The sequence below is a fragment of the Agrobacterium sp. K11 genome (genome assembly GCF_059429395.1).
Map to the genome: position 1 here is coordinate 78,898 of NZ_JCAHRB010000005.1, position 22,544 is coordinate 101,441.

Below are 22,544 nucleotides of genomic sequence, written 5' to 3' on the forward strand. Positions count from 1 at the left end.
TAGTTACTCCTTTTCCGGTTTAACCCCCGCGAAGCGAACAGCGCCGATTTTCATCGACACCACCGGGCGGAACGGACCGGATTTCTCCCGGAACATCCCAAGCTTCGCGTGTGGAATGGTGAGGCGCATACAGTCGCCTCAGATAAAAAGCAAGCATTTCTGCGAAAAAACCACGCAAACGGTCCGTCTTTTAGCGAACCGGCTTGTTTTCGCAGGTTTCCGGCTTGAGGATATCAAGCTTCGCGAGCTTGCCGGTCAGAACGAAATCGCCGTAATCCATCGTCAGATCGCGGGTGATTCCGTTATCGTAAAGCTTGAACGACATGCGGTAGATCGGCAGGGCGTCGGTGCCGGTCTTGTCGTTGTAATAAGCGATCGTCACCGGCCAGAACGCGGCTTTGCCGAATTCGCCCGCCTTGCCAGCCTCGGCATCGCCGTCCTTCGGCATCTGCGCCTTGCCGACCAGCGTGGAAGTGATCAGGCTTTCATCGCCGTCATCCGAGCCGTCGAAAATACGGGATTCGAAGATGCGCTTTCCCTGCTTGGCGTTTTCAATGACCTGAAACATGTGCTCGGTCGGAAATTCGCTGGCCACGAGATCGATCTGACGGGGGTCCGGGCGGGTCAGATCAACCTTCACACCCTCTTTGTTGTCGATTGCAGCGCCCTGCACTTCCTTGTCCAGCTTGTCGTCGGTGTAGGACTTGGTCTCGAAGGTGAACTTCTTGGCCGCCAGGTCCTCGAAGGTCGTCGTCTGCTGGTCGGTCATGCGGACCGCGTCGCCGGTGTTGATCTGTGTCACGAAACGGAAATCCGTCTTGTAACCCTGACAGGCAGAGCCGGTGAATTCATAGACCATGCGGCCCGTCATGCCCTCGATACCGGAACGATCCGTCGCGTCCTTGAGTTCGAGATCGTAGACGGCGCGATGGGCGATGAGGTCCGGAACCGTGACGGGCAAGGCATTGGCACCGTTCGACAGGCCGGTCATGAGCCCTGTGGCGGCAACGAAACCAAGCGTCCTGACAAACATTCAATATCTCCTGTTGGACTCGCTGCTCATATTGTACAAGCAACCGCCCGGCTTTTGGATCAACATCTTCTGAATGCCGGATTCTTGAAGGATTTACAACAAAACCGGAGACGAAAATGTCTGATGTCATCGAAGGCCGCCTCAAGGAACTGGGCTTTACTCTTCCCGTGGCGGCAGCACCTGCCGCAAACTACGTTCCGTTCACCATCAGCGGCAATCTTCTTTATGTATCGGGTCAACTGCCGATGGAATCAGGCAAGATTGCGGTGACGGGCCTCGTTGGCCGCGATGTTGATGTTGCAACCGCCCAGCGCGCCGCCGAATTGTGCGCCGTCAACATTCTCGCACAGGTCAAGGCTGCCTTGAACGGCGACCTCTCGAAAATCCGTCGTATCCTCAAGCTGAACGGCTTCGTTGCCTCGGTTCCGGAGTTCGTTGAACAGCATCTCGTCATTAACGGCGCCTCCAATCTCCTCGCCAACGTTCTGGGTGATGCCGGCAAGCACGCCCGCGCCGCCGTCGGCATGGCCTGCCTGCCCTTCAATGCCGCCGTCGAGATCGACGCGATCGTGGAAATCGACGTATGACCCTTAAACTTTCCTGGCTTACCGCCCAGCCCGTCGCCCATCGCGGTTATCATGACCTGAACAAGGTGGTCTGGGAAAACACGCTATCCGCATTTTCGCGCGCCATCGACGCTGGTTTTGCCATCGAATGCGACGTGCAGCTGGCCGCCGATAGCGTGCCGGTGATTTTTCACGACGACGACATGGCCCGGCTGACGGGTATCAAGGGCGACGTGCGCGAACATACCGCCAGTGAATTGTCTCTGCTTTCGGTCGGTCAGACCAAGGACCGCATACCGACGCTGAAACAGCTTCTGACGCTATGCGCCGGCAAGGTGCCGCTGGTGATCGAACTGAAAGGACGTCAGGGCGAAGGCGTCGATGACGGGTTTGCCGAAGCGGTGCTGGAAGATCTTGAGGGCTACAAGGGCCAGGTGGCTCTGATGAGCTTCGACCATCACCTCCTCAGAGACCTGAAGGCTGCAGGTTCGCCCTGGCCGCTCGGCCTTACCGCCGAAGGCGCCAAGCCGGAAGACTTCTTCAAACACGACGAGGCGATGCAGATCGGTGTTGATTTCATCTCCTATCATTGGGGTCATTTGCCCAATAGTTTCATCGAGGCGCAAAGAAAACTTGGGCTTCCCGTGATTACCTGGACTGTCAGGGATGAAAATGCGCGCGAGACTACCTATAAGTATGCGGACCAGATGACATTCGAAGGTTTCGACCCGAGAGAGAACCCCTCCGCCACGGCATGACAGAAGACTATTCCATACGCGTTGCGCAATCCCTGAGGGATATCGATCCGGACAGCTGGAAACGGCTTTCCGGAACATCACGCAATGTGTCAGGAAAACCGTACAATCCTTTCATTTCCCACGCATTTCTATCCTCGATGGAAGATTCCGGATCGGCCACTGCCAAGACCGGATGGCTTGGGCACCATCTGCTTCTCGAAAACGCGTCGGGCGAACTCGTCGGAGCCGTTCCGGCCTATCTGAAGAACCACAGCAAGGGCGAATATGTCTTCGACCATGGCTGGGCGGATGCCTTTGAGCGAGCCGGCGGCCATTATTATCCGAAGCTGCAATGTTCGGTGCCGTTTACGCCGGCGAGCGGGCCGCGGCTGCTGGTATCCGAAACCGAAGACGAGACGCGCTTCAAACCGCTTCTGGCATCCGGCCTTGTCCAGGTGACGGAAAAGATCGGCGTTTCTTCCGCTCATGTCACGTTTCTGGAAGACGCCGACCTATCCGCGCTTCTGCCCCGGGACTTCCTGCACAGGACCGATCAGCAGTTCCACTTCATCAATGACGGCTATCGCGATCACAACGATTTTCTTGATGCCCTTTCATCGCGCAAGCGCAAGGGGCTGAAAAAAGAACGTCGGGCAGCGCTGGAAAACGGCATCGAGATCGACTGGTTGACCGGAAGCGACCTGACAGAGGAGATCTGGGACCAGTTCTTCGCCTTCTACATGGATACCGGCAGCCGCAAATGGGGACGGCCCTATCTGACGCGGGAATTCTATTCGCTGATCGGCGAGCGCATGCCTGATGACGTTCTGCTGGTCATGGCCAGACGCGAGGGACGCTATATCGCCGGTGCAATCAATTTCATTGGCTCGGATGCGCTTTACGGCCGACACTGGGGCTGTATCGAGGATCATCCCTTCCTGCATTTCGAGGTCTGTTACCATCAGGCGATCGATTTCGCGCTGTCGAAGGGTTTGAAGCGGGTGGAGGCGGGTGCGCAGGGCGAGCACAAGCTGGCGCGCGGTTATGTGCCGGTCACCACCCATTCAGCGCATTTCATCGTCCATCCGGGTCTGCGCCGCGCGATTGCCGATTATCTTCAGCGCGAGCGTGAAGAGGTCGAACATATTGGCGACTATCTGGAAGACCACACGCCCTTCCGCAAGGGTGAGCGACAGGAACACGAGCCGGATGCATAAAGCTGTCGCGATCTTTCAGATTCGCTGCCTACGCTTTATGCCTTTGTTTCGTTGCATGTCGTTATCGCAAAACCGCTACACGCTTTTACGCGACATGCTTTAGTCCGTTACGAGGAGAGATCACCGATGACCGCCAGCGCCTATGATGACAACAATATCTTCGCGAAAATCCTGCGCGGCGAAATTCCGAGCCACAAGCTCTATGAAGACGAGCATACGCTGGCTTTCATGGATGTGATGCCGCAGGCACCCGGCCATCTTCTGGTCGTTCCGAAAACCGGCTCGCGCAATCTGCTCGATGCCGACCCGCAAGTACTGGCAAAGACCATTGCCGTAGTGCAGAAACTGGCAGTCGCAGCAAAGGAAGCCTTCGACGCTGATGGCGTCTTTATCGCCCAGTTCAACGAACCGGCAGCCGGCCAGACCGTGTTCCACCTGCATTTCCACGTTATTCCGCGCAAGGAGGGCGAACCGCTGAAGCCACATTCCGGCGCTATGGCCGATGGCGAAGTGCTGAAGGCCCATGCGGAAAAGATAAAGGCAGCGCTTGCCTCGTGATGTTTGCCAAGACGCCCACGCGTTTGGCAGAATGGCGGCATCCGCACACCGTCACCCCGGAGCTTATCCGGGGTGCGGCGCGATCCAGTCCTTGATCGCGCGATATTCCTCTCGGCGCAGACGCGCCTTGGCTGGTTGCCGGATCTAGTCCGGCATAACGACCGTGGTGTTTATCATCATTCCACGGGACGATAGGCATTCCTCTCCGGCCAGGGCCAGCCTTCAAGCACCGCCATATCCGGCCGGAATATCTCCACCTTCAGGGGATAGCACGGGACCGCGTCGCTCGAATGGCTGGCACCACAATCGCCGCCGGGGCAAGCGGAGAGCGCGCCGATGAGATCAATTTCCGCGAAGAGTTCCAGATAGTCGCCCGGCCGCACCGGGCTTGCCTTCATGAAATACTGATGCGTATCGCGGGTGAAACCCGTGCACATAAAGACGTTCAGAACATCGTGTACATGCGGTTCCGCCTCGCCGAATGACAGGCCTTTGGCCGCGGCGAGCGCATTGGTGAGGTTCGAATGGCAGCAATGGTGATAGTCGCCGCCGCTCAACAGCTTGTTGGTGTAGGGATCGCACCGGGTGCCGATCACATCATGCACGCCACCGCCATCTTCATCCCAGCCATACCATGACAAAGTATCATGGGTGATGGTCGCCATCGGCCGCAGGGACGGCAGATTGCTCCACAGGCGGTTGCCTACGGAAACATGGGTCGCATGCAGGGCGCGAGTTTTGCCGCTGAAAAAGCGCTCCGTCAGATCATGGGCATTCCAGAGGTTCAAATCCCCCACCTGTGGGCCTTCGGTGCTGACGATGCGAAAAAAGTGTCCCTTAGGAACATTGAAAGTGCCGCCCTCGCGCGGTGGCACGATGACTTCGTCTATCTTCACCATGGCTTTTTTAGCCTGTGCCAGACGCGCCAGGTCCGGTGTCTGAAGTGTGCCGTTCGGATAAACGACGACGGGACGGACGGCGCGGCGCGCGGCGGCATCAATGGGTTCGGCGGCGGACAAGGGGGTCATGAAATCCTCGGATGGATGAAAATGTGACGCGAAATTGCGGCATGAATGGCGTGATGACAAGACGGGTTTTTCTTGCGCTCAGACCAAGTCTGACTTAGCCTCGCAGCATCATGAAACTGCCACCGCTCGCCACCCTCCGCGCGTTTGAAGCTGCGGCCAGAAGGACAAGTTTTTCCCTGGCCGCGCAGGAACTCGGCATGACGGCGACGGCCGTAAGCCAGCATGTGCGTAATCTGGAAACATGGCTCGGCGCGCCGCTTTTCGAGCGCCATGCGAGAGGCGTGAGACTGACGCCGGCGGGTCAGGAATTCGGCATGACGGTTTCGTCCGGCTTGGGGCAGATCGCTTCCGGTGCGGAACGGATCAGCCGGGGCCGCGACCGCATCACCGTTCGTCTGGCCAGCCTGCCTTCAGTGGTTGCGCATTTTCTGACACCCCGCCTGCCCCGTTTCCGCGCGCTCTATCCAGACATACAGGTGTCAATCAGCTATTCCGGCAGGAATGAGACCACGCAGCCCGATCTCAGCATCACCCACGGCCCACGCCCTGCGCAAAAAGCCGTGGCGCTTTTCAGTGCCGAGACGCGCCCGACATGCGCACCCGCTTACGCCACGAAGTCCGGTCCCTTCAACGATGTCTCAAGCCTGCTGCGGGCCGAATTGCTGCATGACGCCACCGAGACGGCATGGCGGGACTGGCTGGCGACTGCTGGCCTATCCCTGTTCCAGGGCACGGGCCCAATCTTTGCGGACTTCAATCTGCTCGTGACCGCTCTCAAGGCGGGACACGGCATCGGCCTTTGCCCGACAGCGCTTCTTCGCGACGAAATCGCCGACGGTCAATTGACCGTGCTTTTCGATCGGGCGGCCGATGCGGACAAATATTACTGGTTGATCGAAGCAGAAGAGATGACCGCATCAGCCCGACTCCTGTCGGACTGGCTTGTCGATGAGGCGCGCGAGAGCGAAAACCGGGACGATTACTCCGCCGCGACGACTTGAGTCGAAGCGCGAGCCTTCTCTCCGTTTCTTTCCCTTACCGAAAGCCACTTGAGCAGCCAGGCTGAGGCTGCACAGACGATTGCAAACGCGACGAGACCGCCGAAAACATCAGACAGATGATGACCGCCTTGAACGAGAACGGCGGGCAACATCAAGATATTGATCGGCAAGATCACCGCCATCACCAACCAGTGACGTGGAACGAACCATACAGACATCGCCGCCATTAAGATATGAAACGAAGGGAAACCTATTAGTCCCAGCACGTTTTTGGGCGAAAGGTGAACAACCCCTTCCGTTATCAGGCGGTTCAACTCCTGCCCGTACGCATTATCAACCGCCAAGGGGATGGTCTGAGAAGCCCATTGCGGCAGTTGCACATAGGCGGATGGCCCAAATGACGGGAAAAATATCCAGAAGATTATACTTGCAAAAGCGCCCAGCACTCCCGTTACAAGGAAGTGGTGCAACATCCGCTCCTTGCCTGTAAAACCAAGCGTAATAACGATCACCAGAAGCTGCGGCAGCGACGTCGCATAAACGAAAAACAGGATCGTTCCGATCCACGGATGTGTCGCCGCCCAAGTGACGATGCCCATCCAACTATAACCGAAGGCTGCATCCACACGGAAAAGCACATGATCGATTGCCGGGAACGCGACAGGCAGGAACATGTAGTTAAAGACGGACGCGACAAGCGTAAAAAGAATGAACAGTCCGCCTGCGATTAGCGCGGCAGCTATGCGAAGATCACGCCCGCTTTTGCGATAGAACTGACCGAGAATAAAAACGCCGGCGCCCATCGATCCGCATAATAAATATCCGGCGTAGTCAACCCCGATGCCTTTGACAGCGATCAGTACCGTATCGATAACGAATAAGATGGTGATAAAGCCAAGTACAAAACGCTCTGCCGCAAAGAGTCGCATGGAATAGCCGCCCCGGTTCCAATCGACGGGACAGTAGGGTATTTAGCTTAATATTCATATAAGGAAAGTATTATAAACAACCCACCGGCCGAGAGCCAGATCGGCGCGGCCACGCCGGCGATAAAGCGATTGCCGGTCGCCAGGAATGCGATGAAACCGAATGTCGCCGCTCCGATGTGCAGCCACAGTAGCGATGCCTCCACGAGATGACCACATCGCCCCGGCTTCTGTCGGAACGGCTTGTTGCGGAGGCGCGCGAGTACGAAAACCGGGGCGATTATTCCGCCGCGAAGACTTGGGCAGGAACTGCTGCCGCCTTGCCGGCCCGTTCCTTTGCCGACAGCCAGTTGAGCAGACGGCTCGAGGCTGCGCAAACGATAACAAAAGCGAAGAGGCCGCCAAAAATATCCGAGAGATGATGTCCGCCCTGAACGAGAACGGCAGGCAGCATCAAAAGATTTAGCGGCAAAATCACCGCCATCACCAGCCAGTGACGCGGAACGAACCAGACGGACATCGCCGCCATGAAGATGTGAAACGACGGGAAACCGATCAATCCCAACACGTTTTTAGGGGTGAGATAGCTTACGCCTTCCTGCCCCAATCGCATCAGTTCCTGTCCATAGGCAGGATCGACCGCCATTGGAATTGTCTCGGTGACCCATTGCGGCAGATCCAGATAGGCTTTAGCGCCGTAAGTTGGAAAAAATATCCAAAAAACGATGCTGGCGAGAGCGCCAAGCACACCCGTTACCAGAAAATGGTGCAGCATCCGATCCTTGCCGGTAAAACCCAGCATGATGACGATCAACAGCAGTTGCGGCAGCGACGTCGCATAGACAAAAAACAAGGTTTTGCCGATCCACGGTTGGGTAGCAGCCCAGATGACAACATCCCGCCAGTTATAGCCGAGCGCGGCATCCACGCTCAACAACAGGGGATCGATCGCCGGAAACTGAACCGGCAGGAACATGTAGTTAAACACAGAGCCCGCCAGCGAAAAAAGGATGAACAGCCCAGCGGAAACAAGTGCAGCCGCTATGCGAAGATCACGCTCGCTTATCCGGTAGAACTGGCCAAGAAGAAAAACCCCGGTACCCGCCACCAGGCACAGAGAATATCCGGTATAGTCAACCTCAATGCCCTTCGTCATAATCAATGCAACATCGACAATAAATAATATAAAAATTACATTCAGTACAAAACGTTCTGCTATAAATAACTTCATAGAATTTACCCCAGACGCCTTCAGCGGAAATCTAGGTCATTGGCCTTAATATTCGGATAAGAAGAGTACTAAAAACCGAGCACAAACAACCCGGCTGCCAAAAGTGCGATGGGCACAGCCACGCCGACAATGACACGCTGGCCGGCGGCCAGGAACGCTGTGAAACCGAGTGCTGCCGCGCCGATGCGTAGCCATAGCGGTGAAGCTTCAAGCGTTCCGGTTGGAAAGACGATCAGCTTGGCGGTGACGGCCATCACGAGCGCGGTGGCGACTGCCCTCACCCAGTATAGCGCCTCGGAATCCTCCTTCAGCCGGTTGCCGGCGAGCACGCCGAGCCAGCGCCAGAGATCGGTCGCCAGCCAGCCAGCAATGGCGATGAAGAGATAGGGCGCCCACCACTGTTCGGTCATCATGGTTCGCTCTCCGGTGAGACGGGAACGATCTTTCGACGAAAGACGAAACGGTCGATCAGATAAGCCACCGTGCCGCCACCGATCCCGGCATAGAGAATGTCGAATTCCGGCGCGATTAACGCAAAGACCGGCCCCGCGATCACACCGATGATGAAGGCGACCTTGACGACGGAATGGCGGGCGGTCGCCCAGATCGACGCTATGAAATAGACAGGCGTCAGAAAAAACAGCACGCCTGCGACAAGCGGTGGAAAAGCCGCGACGACGCCGTAACAAAGGCCGACAATGATAGCGTTGACGACGGTAAGGGTAATGCCGAAACCGGCAAACCACGCAGCCCGTGCTTCGCGCGGTATCATGGAAAGATTTTGCGTGGCGAAGACCCAGGCGGTGATCGCCACGAAGTGGGAGAGGAACAACAAAATCCATGTCGGCGTTTTTGCGCCACGCATCTCCGGAACGATGGAGGCAACCATGGGCATCATTCGCACCGATGACAGCGTCACCGCCAGAAAACACGCGGCAAGATTGGCGCCGCCGACCATCGAGCCGATCAGGATCATCTTGGCCGGCAAAGCCCAGATAACCAGCGTCATAAACACCGCTTCCCCACGTTGAACGCCCGATTCCAGCGCGAAGGCGCTGAAACCGACGAAGGATGTCATGAGAATAAGCGAGGGCAGCGAGAATATGCCCCGCATTCCCCTGAAAAACCAGCCGCGCAGGGGGATGGTATCGCTGTCTGCTGATTGCATTGCTGGTCCACTAATGCATGTCGTCCGAAAGTGCGCAGCGGTTTCGGAATGATGAGAAAAATAAAGCGCGCTTCACGAATCCGGTAAAATGCGACGCGCTTCAGGCATGAAAATGCCGGGCTTTCGCCCGGCACCGTTTGTCGGTCGGAAGACCGTTATCATTTCTTCTTCGGCACCTTCGGCACCGTATTCGCCTTGCGGCGCGGCTTGCTATCCTCGTCGGGCTTGCTCGCCTCGGCAACCAGAACATCCGCTTCCTCATTGGCAATCGCTGCCTTCGAGGCGGGCTTCGCCTTGGCCTTAGACGCCTTGCCCGGAGACTTGGCAGCATTGAGCTCTGCTTCCGGCTTCGGCTTTACCGGCGCTGTTTCCGGCAGAACCTCGAGCTTGAGGCCGTCGGAACCATCGTCCTTCTTGCCGACGGTGACGCTGACGACACCGCCCTTCTTGAGCTTGCCAAAGAGGATTTCGTTGGCGAGCGGCTTCTTGATGTGTTCCTGGATCACGCGCGACAGCGGGCGAGCGCCCATCTTTTCGTCGTAACCCTTTTCCGCCAGCCAGGAGATCGCGTCTTCGTGCAGATCGAAGGTGACATTCCGCTCGGAGAGCTGCGTCTCGAGCTGCATGACGAACTTCTGTACCACCTTGTGGATAACGGCAGTCGGCAGCGGCGAGAACGGAATGATCGCATCCAGACGGTTGCGGAATTCCGGTGTGAACAGGCGATTGATCGCCTCTTCATCCTCACCCGTGCGTCGCGAAGAACCGAAACCGATGGCCGATTTCGCCATTTCGGAAGCGCCCGCATTGGTCGTCATGATGAGGATGACGTTGCGGAAGTCGATCTTCTTGCCGTTATGGTCGGTCAGCGAGCCATGGTCCATCACCTGCAACAGGATGTTGTAGATGTCCGGATGGGCCTTCTCGATCTCGTCCAGCAACACCACGGAATGCGGATGCTGATCGACGCCATCGGTCAAGAGACCGCCCTGATCGAAGCCGACATAACCGGGAGGTGCACCGAGCAGACGCGAAACGGTATGGCGCTCCATATATTCCGACATGTCGAACCGCAGCATCTCGACACCGAGCGAGGCGGCGAGCTGCTTGGCCACTTCGGTCTTGCCCACGCCGGTCGGGCCGGAGAAGACATATGAGCCGATCGGCTTGTTCGGTTCGCGCAGACCGGCACGTGCCAGCTTGATGGCGGTGGCCAGCGCCTCGATGGCGATGTCCTGACCATAAACGACCGAGCGCAGTTCCTTTTCGAGGTTGGCGAGAACCATCTCGTCATCCTTGGAAACGGTCTTCGGCGGAATGCGGGCCATCGTCGCGATGGTTGCTTCGATTTCCCGTTCCGTGATCAGCTTGCGGCGCTTGGACGCCGGAAGCAACATCTGCGCCGCACCGGTCTCGTCGATTACGTCGATCGCCTTGTCCGGCAGCTTGCGGTCGGAAATGTAGCGGGCCGACAATTCGACAGCAGCCTTGATCGCTTCGTTGGAATATCTGAGGTGATGATAATCCTCGAAGTAGGGCTTCAGGCCCTTCATGATCGCGATAGCATCATCGATCGACGGCTCGTTCACGTCGATCTTCTGGAAGCGACGCACCAGCGCGCGGTCCTTTTCGAAGAACTGGCGATATTCCTTGTAGGTGGTCGAACCGATGCAGCGGATCGCGCCTGACGACAGCGCCGGCTTCAACAGGTTCGATGCATCCATTGCGCCGCCAGACGTCGCACCCGCACCGATGACGGTGTGGATTTCGTCGATAAACAGGACTGCGCCGGGATATTCCTCGAGCTCCTTGACGACCTGCTTCAGGCGTTCCTCAAAATCACCACGATAGCGGGTTCCGGCCAGAAGCGTGCCCATGTCGAGCGAGAAGATCGTATCATTGGCCAGCGCTTCAGGCACCTTGCCTTCAACGATACGCTTGGCCAAACCTTCGGCGATCGCCGTCTTGCCCACGCCCGGATCGCCCACATACAGCGGGTTGTTCTTGGAGCGGCGGCAGAGGATCTGGATGGTGCGGTTGACTTCCTCATGACGGCCGATCAACGGGTCGATCTTGCCGTTTTTCGCCTTTTCATTGAGGTTGACGCAATAGGCCTTCAGCGCATCCTGCTGTTTCTTGGCGGATGAGCCTTCTTCCTCGGGATTGCTGCGTGCAGCCTTGGGGTCGGCCTCCGGCTCGTCTGCGCCACGCGGAGCGCGGGTCTGCGATGTGCCCGGACGCTTGCCGATGCCGTGGGAGATATAATTGACCGCATCGTAACGGGTCATTTCCTGCTCCTGCAGGAAATAGGCAGCGTGGCTTTCGCGCTCGGCGAAAATGGCCACAAGCACGTTTGCTCCTGTCACTTCCTCGCGGCCGGACGACTGAACATGAATGACAGCCCGCTGGATAACCCGCTGGAAGCCAGATGTGGGCTTGGAATCCTCGTCATAACCGGTCACTAGGTTGGTCAGTTCGTTGTCGACATAATCGCTGACAGTCTTGCGCAGCGCATCGAGATCGACATTACAGGCGCCCATCACGGCAGCGGCATCCGCGTCGTCGATCAGCGCCAGAAGGAGATGTTCCAGCGTCGCATATTCATGGTGACGCTCATTTGCAAAGGTCAGTGCCTGGTGCAGCGCCTTCTCGAGACTTGGGGAAAAAGTTGGCACGTTGCGATCCTCATTTCTTTTCCATGACGCATTGCAGCGGATGCTGGTGCTGTCGGGCGAAATCCATGACCTGGCTTACTTTCGTCTCTGCGACCTCATATGTAAACACCCCACATTCTCCTACGCCGTGCTGGTGCACGTGCAGCATGATGCGGGTAGCCGCTTCGCGATCCTTCTGGAAAAAACGCTCCAGAATATGAATGACGAACTCCATTGGAGTGTAATCGTCATTCAGTAAAAGAACACGGTACAAATTCGGTCTTTTCGTCTTTGGCTTGACGCGGGTTATAACGGACGTTCCGCGGTTCGTACCGCCGTCTTCCCCGTCGCCCTCGCCCTGCATGTAGATCGGCTCAGCGATCATCTTTCATCATTCTCCAAACCGTTCTCAAACCGGCAGTCATCACCAGGAGGGAGAACTTCGCCTCTACATATCTAGGTCGTTAAGATCGGATTTTAAGCCCCCTGTGAAACGGTGCAATCACTATTGCGTTTGCGAAGAGGCAAACCTTGGGAAAAACAGGGGGCTTGCCATAGCACTGCTGGAAAGCGCGGTGCTATCCGCCTTTCCTGACGTGGTTTCAGCCTTGACGCCAAGCGCCTGCAAGGGAATCGCGAGCAACAGCGGACCTAATCTCACGCCCGCGCCATCCGCCGTCATTCCTTGTTGTCGAGCATTTCGCGAACGGCGATCGCCAGCTGTTTCAGCGAGAAGGGTTTTGGCAGGAAGCCGAACTTGGCATCCGCCGGAAGGTTTTTAGCAAACGCGTCCTCGGCATAACCAGAAACGAAGATGAATTTCAGGTCGGGATAGGATTTGCGCAATTCCCTCAGGAGTGAAGGACCGTCCATCTCCGGCATGACGACGTCGGACACGACGATATCGACCTTGCCTTCCAGCTCTTCCATCACCTCCAGCGCCTCGACACCCGAACCCGCCTCATGAACGGTGTAACCACGGGTTTCCAGCATGCGCTTGCCGCCGCGCCGTACTGCCTCCTCGTCCTCCACCAGAAGCACGACGGCGGAGTTACCGGTCAGATCCAGCGGCTCTTCCTTCACCGGTTCGGGCAGAGCCACAGGGGCAAGTGCAGCTTCACCGGGCTGCTGGCCCGGAACGTGCACCACTTCCACCACGTGGCGCGGCAAATAGATGCGGAACGCAGTGCCTTTGCCCACTTCCGATTCGGGATAGATGTAACCGCCGGACTGCTTCACGATGCCATAGACCATCGACAGGCCGAGACCGGTGCCCTTGCCGACATCCTTGGTGGTGAAGAACGGCTCGAAGATTTTGTCCATGATCTCCGGCGGAATGCCGGTTCCGTTATCGGCGACCTCCACCATGACCATGTCTTCCGCCGGGACTTCCGGCCGACCGAGCGCTGCGGCTTCATCCGCATCCACATTGCGCGTGCGGATGGTGATCTTGCCGCCATCGGGCATGGCATCGCGCGCGTTGACGCAAAGATTGATCAGCACCTGCTCAAATTGCGACAGGTCGGTCTTCACCGGCCAGAGATCGCGGCCGTAATCCACTTCCAACTTGACATTGGTGCCGGAAATCAACCGGTCCACCAGCATGCGCAGGTCGCCGATAACGTCGGTCAGGTTGAGGATCGCCGGGCGCATCGTCTGTTTGCGCGAGAAAGCGAGAAGCTGTCGCACAAGCACCGCCGCGCGGTTGGCGTTGCGCTTGATCTCCATCAGGTCGGCGAAGCTCGGGTCTGCGGGCCGGGCCTGCAACAGCAGATGGTCTGATGACAACAGGATCGCAGTCAGCACATTGTTGAAATCGTGGGCGATGCCGCCTGCCAGCGTGCCGACGGCGTTCATCTTCTGTGTCTGCGCCATCTGGGTTTCGAGCGCCTTCTGCTCCGTCACCTCGATCGCATAAACGATTGCCACCTCTTCGGGCGCCTCGTCGTCCTGATCGATGACGGCATTGACGTAGAAACGGAAATGGCGGCCCTCGTCGCTCGGATGGCGGGAATCGAACGGGGCGATATCGCCCTGCCGGTCCTTCGCCTCGGCCAGCGCCTGCTCAAGCCTGGGTTTCTCATTGTCGTGGATGATGGCCTCGAGGGCAACGCCGCGATCGATATCGTCACGCCCGACGACGCCGGAGAACAGCTTGAGGAATGGCGCGTTGATACGAAGAATGCGGCCTTCGCCGTCGAGCGAGGCAATCGCCATCGGCGTATTGTTGAAGAAACGCGTGAAGCGCATGGCGGACGAGGATTCCGTATCCTCCTGCCCTTTCGGACGCATCAGAACAATTGTCCGGCTTTCGCCGGGCGCGCCGTCCTTCGAGGTAACCTGATGCACGAGGCGGGCCGGCATGCTCTGGCCGTTGACCCGGCGCATGTCGAGATCGAGAATCTCGGTGCGCTTGGCTGAACCCTGCGGATGGACGGATTCGATCAGCGCCATACCCTCGCCGGCGACGATGTCCGACACAGTCATCGAACCGGGCGAAAATTGCGCGAGATCGATGCCGAGCCATTCGGACAGGGTGGCGTTCAGATAAACGATCTCACCCTTGCGACCTGCGGAAAAGAAACCGGCCGGCGCGTGGTCGAGATAATCGATGGCGTTCTGCAATTCGCGGAAGAAGCGTTCCTGATCTTCCCGCTCAGGCGTGATGTCGGCGATCTGGAAGACGTGCAGCGCCTCGCCGCCCGCATCCTTCAGCACCCGACCTTTCAGCCGGTACCAGTGCGGCCCGCCGGAAGTGGCCTCCCCGAGCGGCTTGAGCAGACGGAACTCCTCGTAACCGTCACGCCCCTCCCGCAAAACATTGATGAGGCGATAGAGCGCCTCGGTCGATTCCCGGCTGCGCGAGAGCAGCGTCTCCAGGCTCTGGATATCGCTCGCCTTCGTGGTGCCGCTCATCCTGCAATAGGTGGCGTTGGCGTAGACCATATGCCCCTTGGCATCGGTGATCAGTGTGCCGTCCGGGTGTGCCGACAGGAAACGGCGGGCCAGCCCGTCCGATTGCGACTGCGGCATGACCTCGATGAAACCGATGATCGACGACACCAGAAAAAAGATACCCATCATCGCCAGCACGCCGAGAATGCCGAGCACGATTTCGTTTTCCAGCGAATCCTTGAAATAGACGAAAGCAGCGGCGGCAGCGATGAGCACCAGCGCCAGCAGCAGAATCCGCAGAACCGTGCCGGAACGGGCACGCCTGTCCACCAGCGGAAGGTCGTTGTCGCTTGTCTCGCGCACCCGTGTCATCTTGGCCTCGCAGTCCTGCAGGTCGTCATTCGGTCAGCCCTATTTCCTCAACGGAATCGGGCAGTAGAATTTCTTGTAGCAACTCGCTTGACCGTCAAAAAGCTCCGCTGCACCACAAAGGCTTAAAATCGCACAGAGAAACGGCCCTAAAGAGGCGCAAATGCCTCAGAAGGCTATTTTGCGGCTGCAGGTCAGCGCTTTAACCTGGCATTGAATGCGCGGCGCGGAGCAGACGATATTGCCATCCGCAACAGTGCAAACCGAGCATCCATCCGTGAAATCGATACAGGATGGATTGTCTCTTACGAACTCGATCATGTTCGCAGGATTTTCGGACGCCTTGTCATCCGCCGTCTCGGCCTGAGCGGGAAAAACAAATCCCGGCAATCCAAATAAAACAACAAAAATGAAAACTCTTACCGGAAACCCGTCAACCAGCAATTTCGCAAGCATTTACAATCGCTCCTTCGAAGAGAGAATTGCAACCTTCATTGCTCCCCGGCATTGAAGGGAAAGATATGGCGCTTTGGTGGCGCCCGGCCGGCTGATGAGACGATCCTTATGAAGCGATCCTGGGGACGAAATGAATAAACCTTGTATCACGCTTAAAAAAATCGTCTTTTCCTGCTTGACGTTCACATTATAAGAACCACGGCAATATTAATTGCACGAAAAAATCTGAAGGGATGATCTCCATGATGGAAGATTTTATCGGCACCTATGGAAACAATCTCATCGTCGCCGTCGTCGGTGTCGGTCTAGCCCTGCTTGTTCTGGCAATTGTTCTCTGGATACTGCGCAGGCGCGGCGGGGCGGCCCCGTTTATCCGTGGCGGTCGCAACCGGCAGCCGCGCTTGCAGGTTCTCGATGCGACGGCGGTGGACGCCCGGCGCCGTCTGGTGCTGGTTCGCCGCGACAATGTCGAGCATCTTGTCATGATTGGCGGTCCAACCGATATCGTCATCGAGAGTGGTATCGGCGCGATCCCAATCGTCAGGGAAGTGCGCGAACCGCAGGAAGCGGAACTCAAGGCGCTGCCGCGTCAGGACAGCGAACCTAAAAGGGCTGAACCGCCGATCCCTCGCGAAAGCCGCCCAGCTTTGCCACAGCAGCCAATCGCAGCGGCATCTCCAGCCTCCTTGCCGGAAGAGCCCGTAAAGCAGCCGCAGCGGCCGGAACCGCCTGCCCCGGCTGCTCGTCCAGCACCCACCCCTGCACCGGCCGCATCGCTGCCACCACGTCCGTCTACGCCGCCGCAACCCGTATCCACGCCCACGACGGCACGCGAGCCCGTTGCACCGATAAGACCAGCCGCTCCGGAAAGGGATATTACCCGTCCTGCGCCACCACCGGCATCGGTCATTGCGGCACCGGCCGCCGCTGTTCTACCTCTCGCTGCCGCATCACTCGACATGCCCGCCGAGCGACCGGAACAGCGTCGCCCTGATCCCTTCGCGCCAGCTCCTCTACCCTCGGCGCCGCCCGCACCGCCTGTCCAGGCAACGGTTCCTGAAGAACGGCCGACGGTTGTTGCCCCGCCGGTTTTTGCCGGGCGCGAACCGGTCATCGACCAAACGGATGCCGCAGATTTTCTGGATGCCGCGCGCGAGCGCGTTCTACCCGGCCTGAAACCGGGGCAAGATGCGCCTGCGCCCTTTGCGCCAAAGCCCGAAAATCCGCCCGTCGTCTCCGCTAACGCCGAGCCGAAATTTTCCGATGACCTTGCCAGCGATTTCGAAAGCTTTCTTGAGGCGGAGATCGCCAAGAGCAAGGATGCGGATAGCGAACAGGCAGTCGCCGCTGCTGCGGAAAAGCCAAAAACCGAACCCGTCTCGCCGCCTGTTACCGGTGCAACGCCGGATGGCGACATGCAGAAGGAAATGGCGCGTATTTTCGGCGAACTTTCCGTTACCCGCGACCGCTGACAGGTTCACATCTGTCGGCAGACAGACATTCAAAACAAAAAAAGGGCGCGGAAACAAATCCGTGCCCTTTGTCATTTTGGTTCTGTTCATTGGCCGGCTCGCCGAAGCGCCCGGAACAACGCTGGCATTATTCGTCGCGGTAGACTTTTTCACGACGCTCGTGACGTTCCTGCGCCTCGATGGACAGGGTCGCTATCGGTCGTGCGTCGAGGCGCTTGAGGCCAATAGGCTCACCCGTTTCTTCACAGTAACCGTAAGTGCCGTCATCAATCCGCTGAAGGGCAGAGTCGATCTTGGAGATCAACTTGCGCTGGCGGTCACGGGCGCGAAGTTCGATCGCCCGGTCAGTTTCCGAAGATGCCCGATCGGCTAGGTCGGGATGGTTGGCGCTTTCTTCGGCGAGATGTCCGAGGGTCTCGCGCGCTTCTCTCAGGATGTCGTTTCTCCAGGCGACCAGCTTCGCGCGGAAGTAGGCACGCTGGTTTGCATTCATGAACTCGTCGTCTTCCGAGAGCACATATTTGCTAAGATCGATCTTCTCACTCAACGCGATTCTCCTCGAAGAACATCTCAATGCGGCGGTGTATACTCCAATGATATAGGCTGATTCAAGTCTACAGATCAGTTTTCAGGCATTTTTAAAACTGACACAAAAATCATCTAAATGACTAATTTTTATCCTTTATTCGTATTCAAGCGATCTCTTCTTAAATCACTTAAACGCGACTTACCAACAGGAAAGAGGACTTGCGGTCATGCAACCCTATCCTGTAGCATTCCTCCATTGCCTCCCATTCGAACGTCGGTCCCCGCCCTTGACAGCATCTTCTCCGAGCCGAGTGTATCTTTTGCGCCACGCCAAGGCCGCCTGGGCGGCACCGGGAGAACGCGATTTCGACCGGGGATTGAACGAGGCCGGTTTTGCCGAGGCGGAGATCATCGCCGATCTTGCCGCAGACCGGCGCTACCGCCCGGACGTGCTGTTGTCTTCCACGGCCACGCGCTGCCGGCAGACCACGCAGGCCTGGCAGCGGGCCTTCAACGAGGGCATCGACATCGTCTATATCGACGAAATGTACAATGCGCGCAGCGAAACCTATCTTTCTCTCATCGCCGCGCAAACGGACGCACAGTCCGTGATGCTGGTCGGGCACAACCCCACAATGGAGGCGACGCTGGAGGCGATGATAGGCGAGGACCTGCTGCATGCCGCCCTGCCCTCCGGTTTTCCGACATCCGGTCTTGCGGTTCTCGATCACGACGACAGTGCCGGGAATGGTAAAAATCGCTGGCGGCTGGTCGATTTTCTCTCGCCCGGCAAATAGCCGCAGCAGCGTGTGACCAATGCGTTGCCGAAGCCGGACTCGTTGAAAATCCATTGGCGCGCTTCTTTTTTGGGCAACCGCCCCTTCCTATATTGCAGCTGTGACCGTGAAAAATAGCTGGGAAACTGCCATTGCCGCCTTCTCTTACGTCCCTGACAGACAGTGCGCTCATCGCATTCGACAATCTGGCCGACCGTGCGAGCACCCTTACAAATCCGACATTGCGGCTTGGCGTCACCGGTCTTTCGCGGGCGGGCAAGACGGTTTTCATCTCCTCGCTCGTCCACAATCTTCTGAATGGCGGTCGTCTGCCGCTGTTTGAGGCCATGCGTTCCGGGCGCGTCTCGAATGTGCGTCTGGAGCCGCAACCGGACGATGCCATTCCCCGGTTTCAGTATGAGGACCATATTCAAGCTCTGGTACGCGACAGGCTCTGGCCGGATTCGACACGGGCAATCTCTGAACTGCGGATCACGATCGACTACCAGAGCGCCAGCGGTTGGGGCCGTTGGTTTTCCGCAGGTAAGCTCTCCATCGATATCGTCGATTATCCCGGCGAATGGCTGCTCGACCTGCCGCTGCTTTCGCAGGACTACAAGAGCTTCAGCGACAGCACCGTCGCGCTGGCGCAAAATGGCATCCGCGCCGAACTCGCGCAGGAATGGTTGGCAATAGCCTCCTCGCTCGACATCAATGCGCCTGCCGACGAGATGACGGCGCGACGCCTCGCGGAAAGCTTCGCCGCCTATCTGAAGGCCTGCAAATCCGACGAGCGGTCGCTCTCCACCTTGCCGCCGGGCCGTCTGCTGATGCCGGGGGATCTGGAAGGATCACCGGCGCTGACCTTTGCGCCCCTGCCGGGCCTGACAGACGACAAGGCACCAAAGGGGTCGCTGCGCGCCATGATGGAGCGGCGCTACGACGCCTACAAGGCAATCGTGGTGAAACCCTTCTTCCGTGAACATTTCGCCCGCCTCGATCGGCAGATCGTGCTGATCGACACTCTTCAGGCGGTCAATCGCGGCCCGGAGGCGGTGCAGGATCTGGAGCGGGCGCTGGGCGATGTTCTCGCCTGTTTCCGCCCTGGCACCAACAGTCTTTTGTCATCGCTGCTGGGCCGGCGCATCGACAAGGTGTTGATTGCCGCTACCAAGGCCGACCACCTGCATCATGAAAGCCACGACCGGCTGGAACGGCTAACCCGCCGTCTGGTGGACCGCGCCATCACCACCATCGGCATGAATGGTGCCGGCATCGAGGTCATGGCGCTGGCTTCCGTGCGCGCTACGCGGGAAGCAAGCGTGAGACAGGACGGTCACGAGCTTCCGGTCATCGTCGGCACGCCGATGGCGGGTGAAACCATCAACGGCGAGATATTTGACGGCAACCGTAAAACGGCGATCTTTCCCGGCGACCTGCCCGAAGACCCGGAGCCGCTTTTCCGCAGCATCGACAGGGATGGCGACAAGGCGACGTTGCCGGACGTCAATGTCGTGCGTTTCCGCCCGCCCAATATCGATGAACCGGGCAGCGGCGGCATCCGGCTTTCCGTTCCCCACATAAGGCTCGACCGCGCCATGCAGTTCCTGTTTGGAGACAAGCTCGCATGAAGGCTCCCACACCAAACGATCCGCAGGCACGCCGCCCGGCGGCTTTCACGCTCGAAACCGAAGAAACGGCAAGCCCAACCGTCGCGCAAAAACGCGCACCGCGCAGCTTCGACACCGAGATTTCCCTGACGCCCGATGAGGATGATCCATTTTTAGCACCTGAAGAGACGGATGCCGCCGCATTGCCGGTGGCCGTGCCGAAGAAAAGCCGCTTCTCCTTCGGCAAGCTCGCGCTTGGTGCACTCGGCGTGCTGTTCTCGCTGGCCTTCGGGCTCTGGGCGGATCAGCTTATCCGCAATCTCTTTTCCCGCTCCGACTGGCTGGGTTACACGGCGAGCATTGCGCTCCTTGTTGCGCTTTTTGCCGTCCTCGTTCTGGTCGGACGAGAAGTGTTCGGCATCATGAGACTCAACGCCGTTCAATCGCTGAAAGCCGATGCGGAGATGGCCAGCCTCGACAAGAGCCCGAAACCCGCCCGCGCCATCGTTACCCGCCTCAATGCAGTTCTCTCCCATCGCGCCGAAACGGCCAAGGGGCGCGCCGCACTCAAGGACACCGAAAACGACGTGATCGACGGGCCGCATCTGATCGAGCTTGCCGAACGCGAATTGCTGGTGCCGCTCGACCGGCAGGCCCGCGCGCTGATCCTCAACTCCTCCAAACGCGTCTCCGTCGTTACCGCCGTCAGCCCACGCGCCGTGGTCGATCTCGCTTATGTGCTGTTCGAGGTGACAAGGCTGGTGCGCGCCATGGCGGAACTTTACGGCGGCCGACCGGGCACGCTCGGCATGCTCAGGCTTTTGCGTGACGTCGTCGCCCATCTCGCGGTCACAGGTTCGATCGCCGTCGGTGATGGGCTTGCCCAGCAGGTTCTCGGTCACGGGCTTGCCTCAAAACTCTCCGCACGCCTGGGTGAAGGTGTCATCAACGGTCTGATGACGGCGCGAATCGGCATTGCGGCGATGGATCTGTGCCGCCCGCTACCCTTCAAGGCGGTAAAGCGACCCGGCATAGGTGATTTCATGTCTGACCTCACGCCCGATCTAGGTGGCGGAAAAACCGGTCAAAAAGCCTGATCAGCCGGACTTGTACGGCTCAAAAGGTTACGGACGAAGCTGTAAATAAAGCCGAAATAAACCAAGCATTAACCATTCCGCCGGTAGATTGCCGCTTATCGAATAGGCTTCTTCGCCGGGGAAAGTATCATGTATTCGCGCTTCTTTTCGCTTGTGGGCGGACTTGCCGCCATATTGTCCGTCAGCGGCAGCTTCGGCCTGTCTGACGTCCATGCCGCATCGCGCGATCGCGACGACGTGTTTTTCCGTTCCGTTGCCGGAAGCTGGAAAGGTCCGGGCGAAATCGTCGCCGGCAAGTACAAGGGTACCAAGTTCACCTGCGACCTGACGGGCGAGCCACTCGACGACAAGCAGACGGGCATCAAGCTCGCCGGCACCTGCCGCGTCGGCGTCTTCAGCCAGCCCATGTCCGCGGTCATCAGCCAAAAGGGCGGCTCTTACGAGGGCAAGTTCCTCGACGGCGCCGAAGGCAAGGGACTGGACATCATTTCCGGGCAGGTCAGCGGCGACAAGGTCGTTGTGGGCATCAATCGCGCCAAGCTCAACGGTGCCATGGTCGCCCGCGTCTCGAACGATAATTCGATGAACATCACCATTTCCGTCAAGGTCGCCGACCAGATGATCCCGGTTATCGGCGTCACACTCGCGCGCGACATCGACCAGATCGCCGTCGGCTCGATCAAGCCGTAAAACCCGCGACCTTTTCAGCCATCGCCAAGCGGGAGTGTCCACCACTCCCGTTTTTCGTTTGCGCTGATGATGCCGGTTGTATCCGCCTGCCGCAGCCATTCCCGCACGGGCTTGCCCCGGACTTCGAGATCGGGTGCGATATCGGCTAGCGGCATCAGCACGAAGGCACGCTCCGTCATGCGCGGATGCGGCACTTCAATGCTTTCCGTAACGACAACATCATTACCATAGGTCAGCACGTCGATATCGATGGTGCGTGGCCCCCAGCGCTCCGTTCTGACCCGTTTCATGCCCTTTTCGATATCGAGGCACAATTGCAGCAGCGCGGGTGCTGAAAGCGAGGTTTCGACCAGCGCACAGCAATTGAAAAAATCCGCCTGGTCCGTCTTACCCCAGGGCGGCGTGCGATAAAGCCCGGAGACAGACAGCACCCGGCAATCGTCGTGCGCATCCAGTTCGCGCAGGGCTCTGGCCATTGCAGCGGCGGGGTCACCGATATTCCCGCCAAGGCCTAGTGCGGCAACTGTCATCC

Annotated in this window: 23 protein-coding genes; 10 read left to right on the plus strand and 13 right to left on the minus strand. The window is 58.3% G+C overall.

Going from position 1 to position 22,544, the window contains the following annotated elements; all coding sequences use genetic code 11:
- Nucleotides 1-3: 3 nt before the first annotated feature.
- Both AC5SEO_RS13240 and AC5SEO_RS13245 read right to left on the minus strand, forming a co-directional pair.
- A complete protein-coding gene (locus AC5SEO_RS13240) occupies nucleotides 4-129 on the minus strand; it encodes a hypothetical protein (RefSeq protein ID WP_003512833.1) in 126 nt (41 codons plus the stop codon).
- Between the two features lie 61 nt (nucleotides 130-190).
- Entirely contained in the window at nucleotides 191-1,033 is an 843-nt protein-coding gene (locus tag AC5SEO_RS13245; RefSeq protein ID WP_003512831.1) for a cell envelope integrity EipB family protein, read from the minus strand.
- 116 nt (nucleotides 1,034-1,149) lie between these two features.
- Here AC5SEO_RS13245 and AC5SEO_RS13250 point away from each other — a divergent pair, with 116 nt between their 5' ends.
- The 4 genes from AC5SEO_RS13250 (at nucleotide 1,150) to AC5SEO_RS13265 (ending at nucleotide 4,111) form a co-directional block, all read left to right on the plus strand.
- Nucleotides 1,150-1,620 carry a RidA family protein gene (locus AC5SEO_RS13250; RefSeq protein WP_003512829.1) on the plus strand — a complete coding sequence of 157 codons (471 nt, stop codon included), beginning with the start codon at nucleotides 1,150-1,152 and terminating at the stop codon, nucleotides 1,618-1,620.
- Nucleotides 1,617-2,357 (plus strand): glycerophosphodiester phosphodiesterase, encoded by a 741-nt coding sequence (locus tag AC5SEO_RS13255; RefSeq protein WP_097171864.1) that lies wholly within the window; start codon nucleotides 1,617-1,619, stop codon nucleotides 2,355-2,357. The genes AC5SEO_RS13250 and AC5SEO_RS13255 overlap by 4 nt, the downstream gene beginning before the upstream one ends.
- Nucleotides 2,354-3,553 carry a GNAT family N-acetyltransferase gene (locus tag AC5SEO_RS13260; RefSeq protein WP_112155106.1) on the plus strand — a complete coding sequence of 400 codons (1,200 nt, stop codon included), beginning with the start codon at nucleotides 2,354-2,356 and terminating at the stop codon, nucleotides 3,551-3,553. Before AC5SEO_RS13255 ends, AC5SEO_RS13260 begins: the two co-directional genes overlap by 4 nt.
- Nucleotides 3,554-3,679: 126 nt before the next feature.
- Nucleotides 3,680-4,111 (plus strand): HIT family protein, encoded by a 432-nt coding sequence (locus tag AC5SEO_RS13265; RefSeq protein WP_019565530.1) that lies wholly within the window; start codon nucleotides 3,680-3,682, stop codon nucleotides 4,109-4,111.
- Between the two features lie 176 nt (nucleotides 4,112-4,287).
- Here the strand turns inward: AC5SEO_RS13265 and AC5SEO_RS13270 are convergent, their stop codons facing one another.
- Nucleotides 4,288-5,139, minus strand: a complete 852-nt coding sequence (locus AC5SEO_RS13270; protein WP_174068319.1) for an urea carboxylase-associated family protein — start codon at nucleotides 5,137-5,139, stop codon at nucleotides 4,288-4,290.
- Nucleotides 5,140-5,249: 110 nt separating this feature from the next.
- Between AC5SEO_RS13270 and AC5SEO_RS13275 the strand changes: the two genes are divergently transcribed.
- Nucleotides 5,250-6,140 (plus strand): LysR family transcriptional regulator, encoded by an 891-nt coding sequence (locus AC5SEO_RS13275; protein ID WP_174068318.1) that lies wholly within the window; start codon nucleotides 5,250-5,252, stop codon nucleotides 6,138-6,140.
- Here the strand turns inward: AC5SEO_RS13275 and AC5SEO_RS13280 are convergent.
- The 8 genes from AC5SEO_RS13280 to AC5SEO_RS13315 all read right to left on the minus strand — a co-directional run bounded on the left by AC5SEO_RS13280 (nucleotide 6,119) and on the right by AC5SEO_RS13315 (nucleotide 15,839).
- The gene (locus tag AC5SEO_RS13280) at nucleotides 6,119-7,069 is read right to left on the minus strand and encodes a phosphatase PAP2 family protein (RefSeq protein WP_003512821.1); all 951 of its coding nucleotides are present in this window, start codon (nucleotides 7,067-7,069) and stop codon (nucleotides 6,119-6,121) included. The two genes, AC5SEO_RS13275 and AC5SEO_RS13280, sit on opposite strands and share 22 nt — an antisense overlap.
- A gap of 277 nt (nucleotides 7,070-7,346) precedes the next feature.
- A complete protein-coding gene (locus AC5SEO_RS13285) occupies nucleotides 7,347-8,297 on the minus strand; it encodes a phosphatase PAP2 family protein (RefSeq protein WP_013636012.1) in 951 nt (316 codons plus the stop codon).
- Nucleotides 8,298-8,365: 68 nt separating this feature from the next.
- On the minus strand, nucleotides 8,366-8,710 hold the full coding sequence (locus AC5SEO_RS13290; protein ID WP_003512818.1) for an AzlD domain-containing protein: 345 nt from the start codon (nucleotides 8,708-8,710) through the stop codon (nucleotides 8,366-8,368).
- Entirely contained in the window at nucleotides 8,707-9,465 is a 759-nt protein-coding gene (locus AC5SEO_RS13295; RefSeq protein ID WP_174068317.1) for an AzlC family ABC transporter permease, read from the minus strand. The genes AC5SEO_RS13290 and AC5SEO_RS13295 overlap by 4 nt, the downstream gene beginning before the upstream one ends.
- Before the next feature lie 158 nt (nucleotides 9,466-9,623).
- Nucleotides 9,624-12,140 (minus strand): ATP-dependent Clp protease ATP-binding subunit ClpA, encoded by a 2,517-nt coding sequence (gene clpA, locus AC5SEO_RS13300; RefSeq protein ID WP_003512815.1) that lies wholly within the window; start codon nucleotides 12,138-12,140, stop codon nucleotides 9,624-9,626.
- Nucleotides 12,141-12,150: 10 nt separating this feature from the next.
- On the minus strand, nucleotides 12,151-12,504 hold the full coding sequence (gene clpS / locus AC5SEO_RS13305) for an ATP-dependent Clp protease adapter ClpS (RefSeq protein WP_003512812.1): 354 nt from the start codon (nucleotides 12,502-12,504) through the stop codon (nucleotides 12,151-12,153).
- Nucleotides 12,505-12,797: 293 nt separating this feature from the next.
- The gene (gene cckA, locus AC5SEO_RS13310; protein ID WP_003512808.1) at nucleotides 12,798-15,386 is read right to left on the minus strand and encodes a cell cycle histidine kinase CckA; all 2,589 of its coding nucleotides are present in this window, start codon (nucleotides 15,384-15,386) and stop codon (nucleotides 12,798-12,800) included.
- 165 nt (nucleotides 15,387-15,551) lie between these two features.
- Complete coding sequence (locus AC5SEO_RS13315; RefSeq protein WP_174068315.1) at nucleotides 15,552-15,839, minus strand: hypothetical protein; 288 nt, start codon at nucleotides 15,837-15,839, stop codon at nucleotides 15,552-15,554.
- Between the two features lie 233 nt (nucleotides 15,840-16,072).
- Here AC5SEO_RS13315 and AC5SEO_RS13320 point away from each other — a divergent pair, with 233 nt between their 5' ends.
- Complete coding sequence (locus AC5SEO_RS13320; RefSeq protein WP_174068314.1) at nucleotides 16,073-17,311, plus strand: flagellar biosynthetic protein FliO; 1,239 nt, start codon at nucleotides 16,073-16,075, stop codon at nucleotides 17,309-17,311.
- Nucleotides 17,312-17,438: 127 nt separating this feature from the next.
- Here the strand turns inward: AC5SEO_RS13320 and dksA are convergent, their stop codons facing one another.
- Nucleotides 17,439-17,858, minus strand: coding sequence for an RNA polymerase-binding protein DksA (gene dksA / locus AC5SEO_RS13325; RefSeq protein ID WP_003512796.1), 420 nt, complete (start codon nucleotides 17,856-17,858; stop codon nucleotides 17,439-17,441).
- A 268-nt stretch (nucleotides 17,859-18,126) separates the two neighbouring features.
- Here dksA and AC5SEO_RS13330 point away from each other — a divergent pair, with 268 nt between their 5' ends.
- The 4 genes from AC5SEO_RS13330 to AC5SEO_RS13345 all read left to right on the plus strand — a co-directional run bounded on the left by AC5SEO_RS13330 (nucleotide 18,127) and on the right by AC5SEO_RS13345 (nucleotide 22,012).
- Nucleotides 18,127-18,636: a SixA phosphatase family protein gene (locus tag AC5SEO_RS13330; RefSeq protein ID WP_035198195.1), complete on the plus strand. Its 510-nt coding sequence runs from the start codon at nucleotides 18,127-18,129 to the stop codon at nucleotides 18,634-18,636.
- Nucleotides 18,637-18,767: 131 nt separating this feature from the next.
- A complete protein-coding gene (locus tag AC5SEO_RS13335; protein ID WP_174068313.1) occupies nucleotides 18,768-20,246 on the plus strand; it encodes a YcjX family GTP-binding protein in 1,479 nt (492 codons plus the stop codon).
- The gene (locus AC5SEO_RS13340) at nucleotides 20,243-21,322 is read left to right on the plus strand and encodes a TIGR01620 family protein (protein ID WP_174068312.1); all 1,080 of its coding nucleotides are present in this window, start codon (nucleotides 20,243-20,245) and stop codon (nucleotides 21,320-21,322) included. The genes AC5SEO_RS13335 and AC5SEO_RS13340 overlap by 4 nt, the downstream gene beginning before the upstream one ends.
- A 129-nt stretch (nucleotides 21,323-21,451) precedes the next feature.
- Complete coding sequence (locus tag AC5SEO_RS13345; RefSeq protein ID WP_003512790.1) at nucleotides 21,452-22,012, plus strand: hypothetical protein; 561 nt, start codon at nucleotides 21,452-21,454, stop codon at nucleotides 22,010-22,012.
- Between the two features lie 14 nt (nucleotides 22,013-22,026).
- Here the strand turns inward: AC5SEO_RS13345 and folK are convergent, their stop codons facing one another.
- Nucleotides 22,027-22,542 carry a 2-amino-4-hydroxy-6-hydroxymethyldihydropteridine diphosphokinase gene (gene folK, locus AC5SEO_RS13350; RefSeq protein ID WP_174068347.1) on the minus strand — a complete coding sequence of 172 codons (516 nt, stop codon included), beginning with the start codon at nucleotides 22,540-22,542 and terminating at the stop codon, nucleotides 22,027-22,029.
- Nucleotides 22,543-22,544 lie beyond the last annotated feature (2 nt).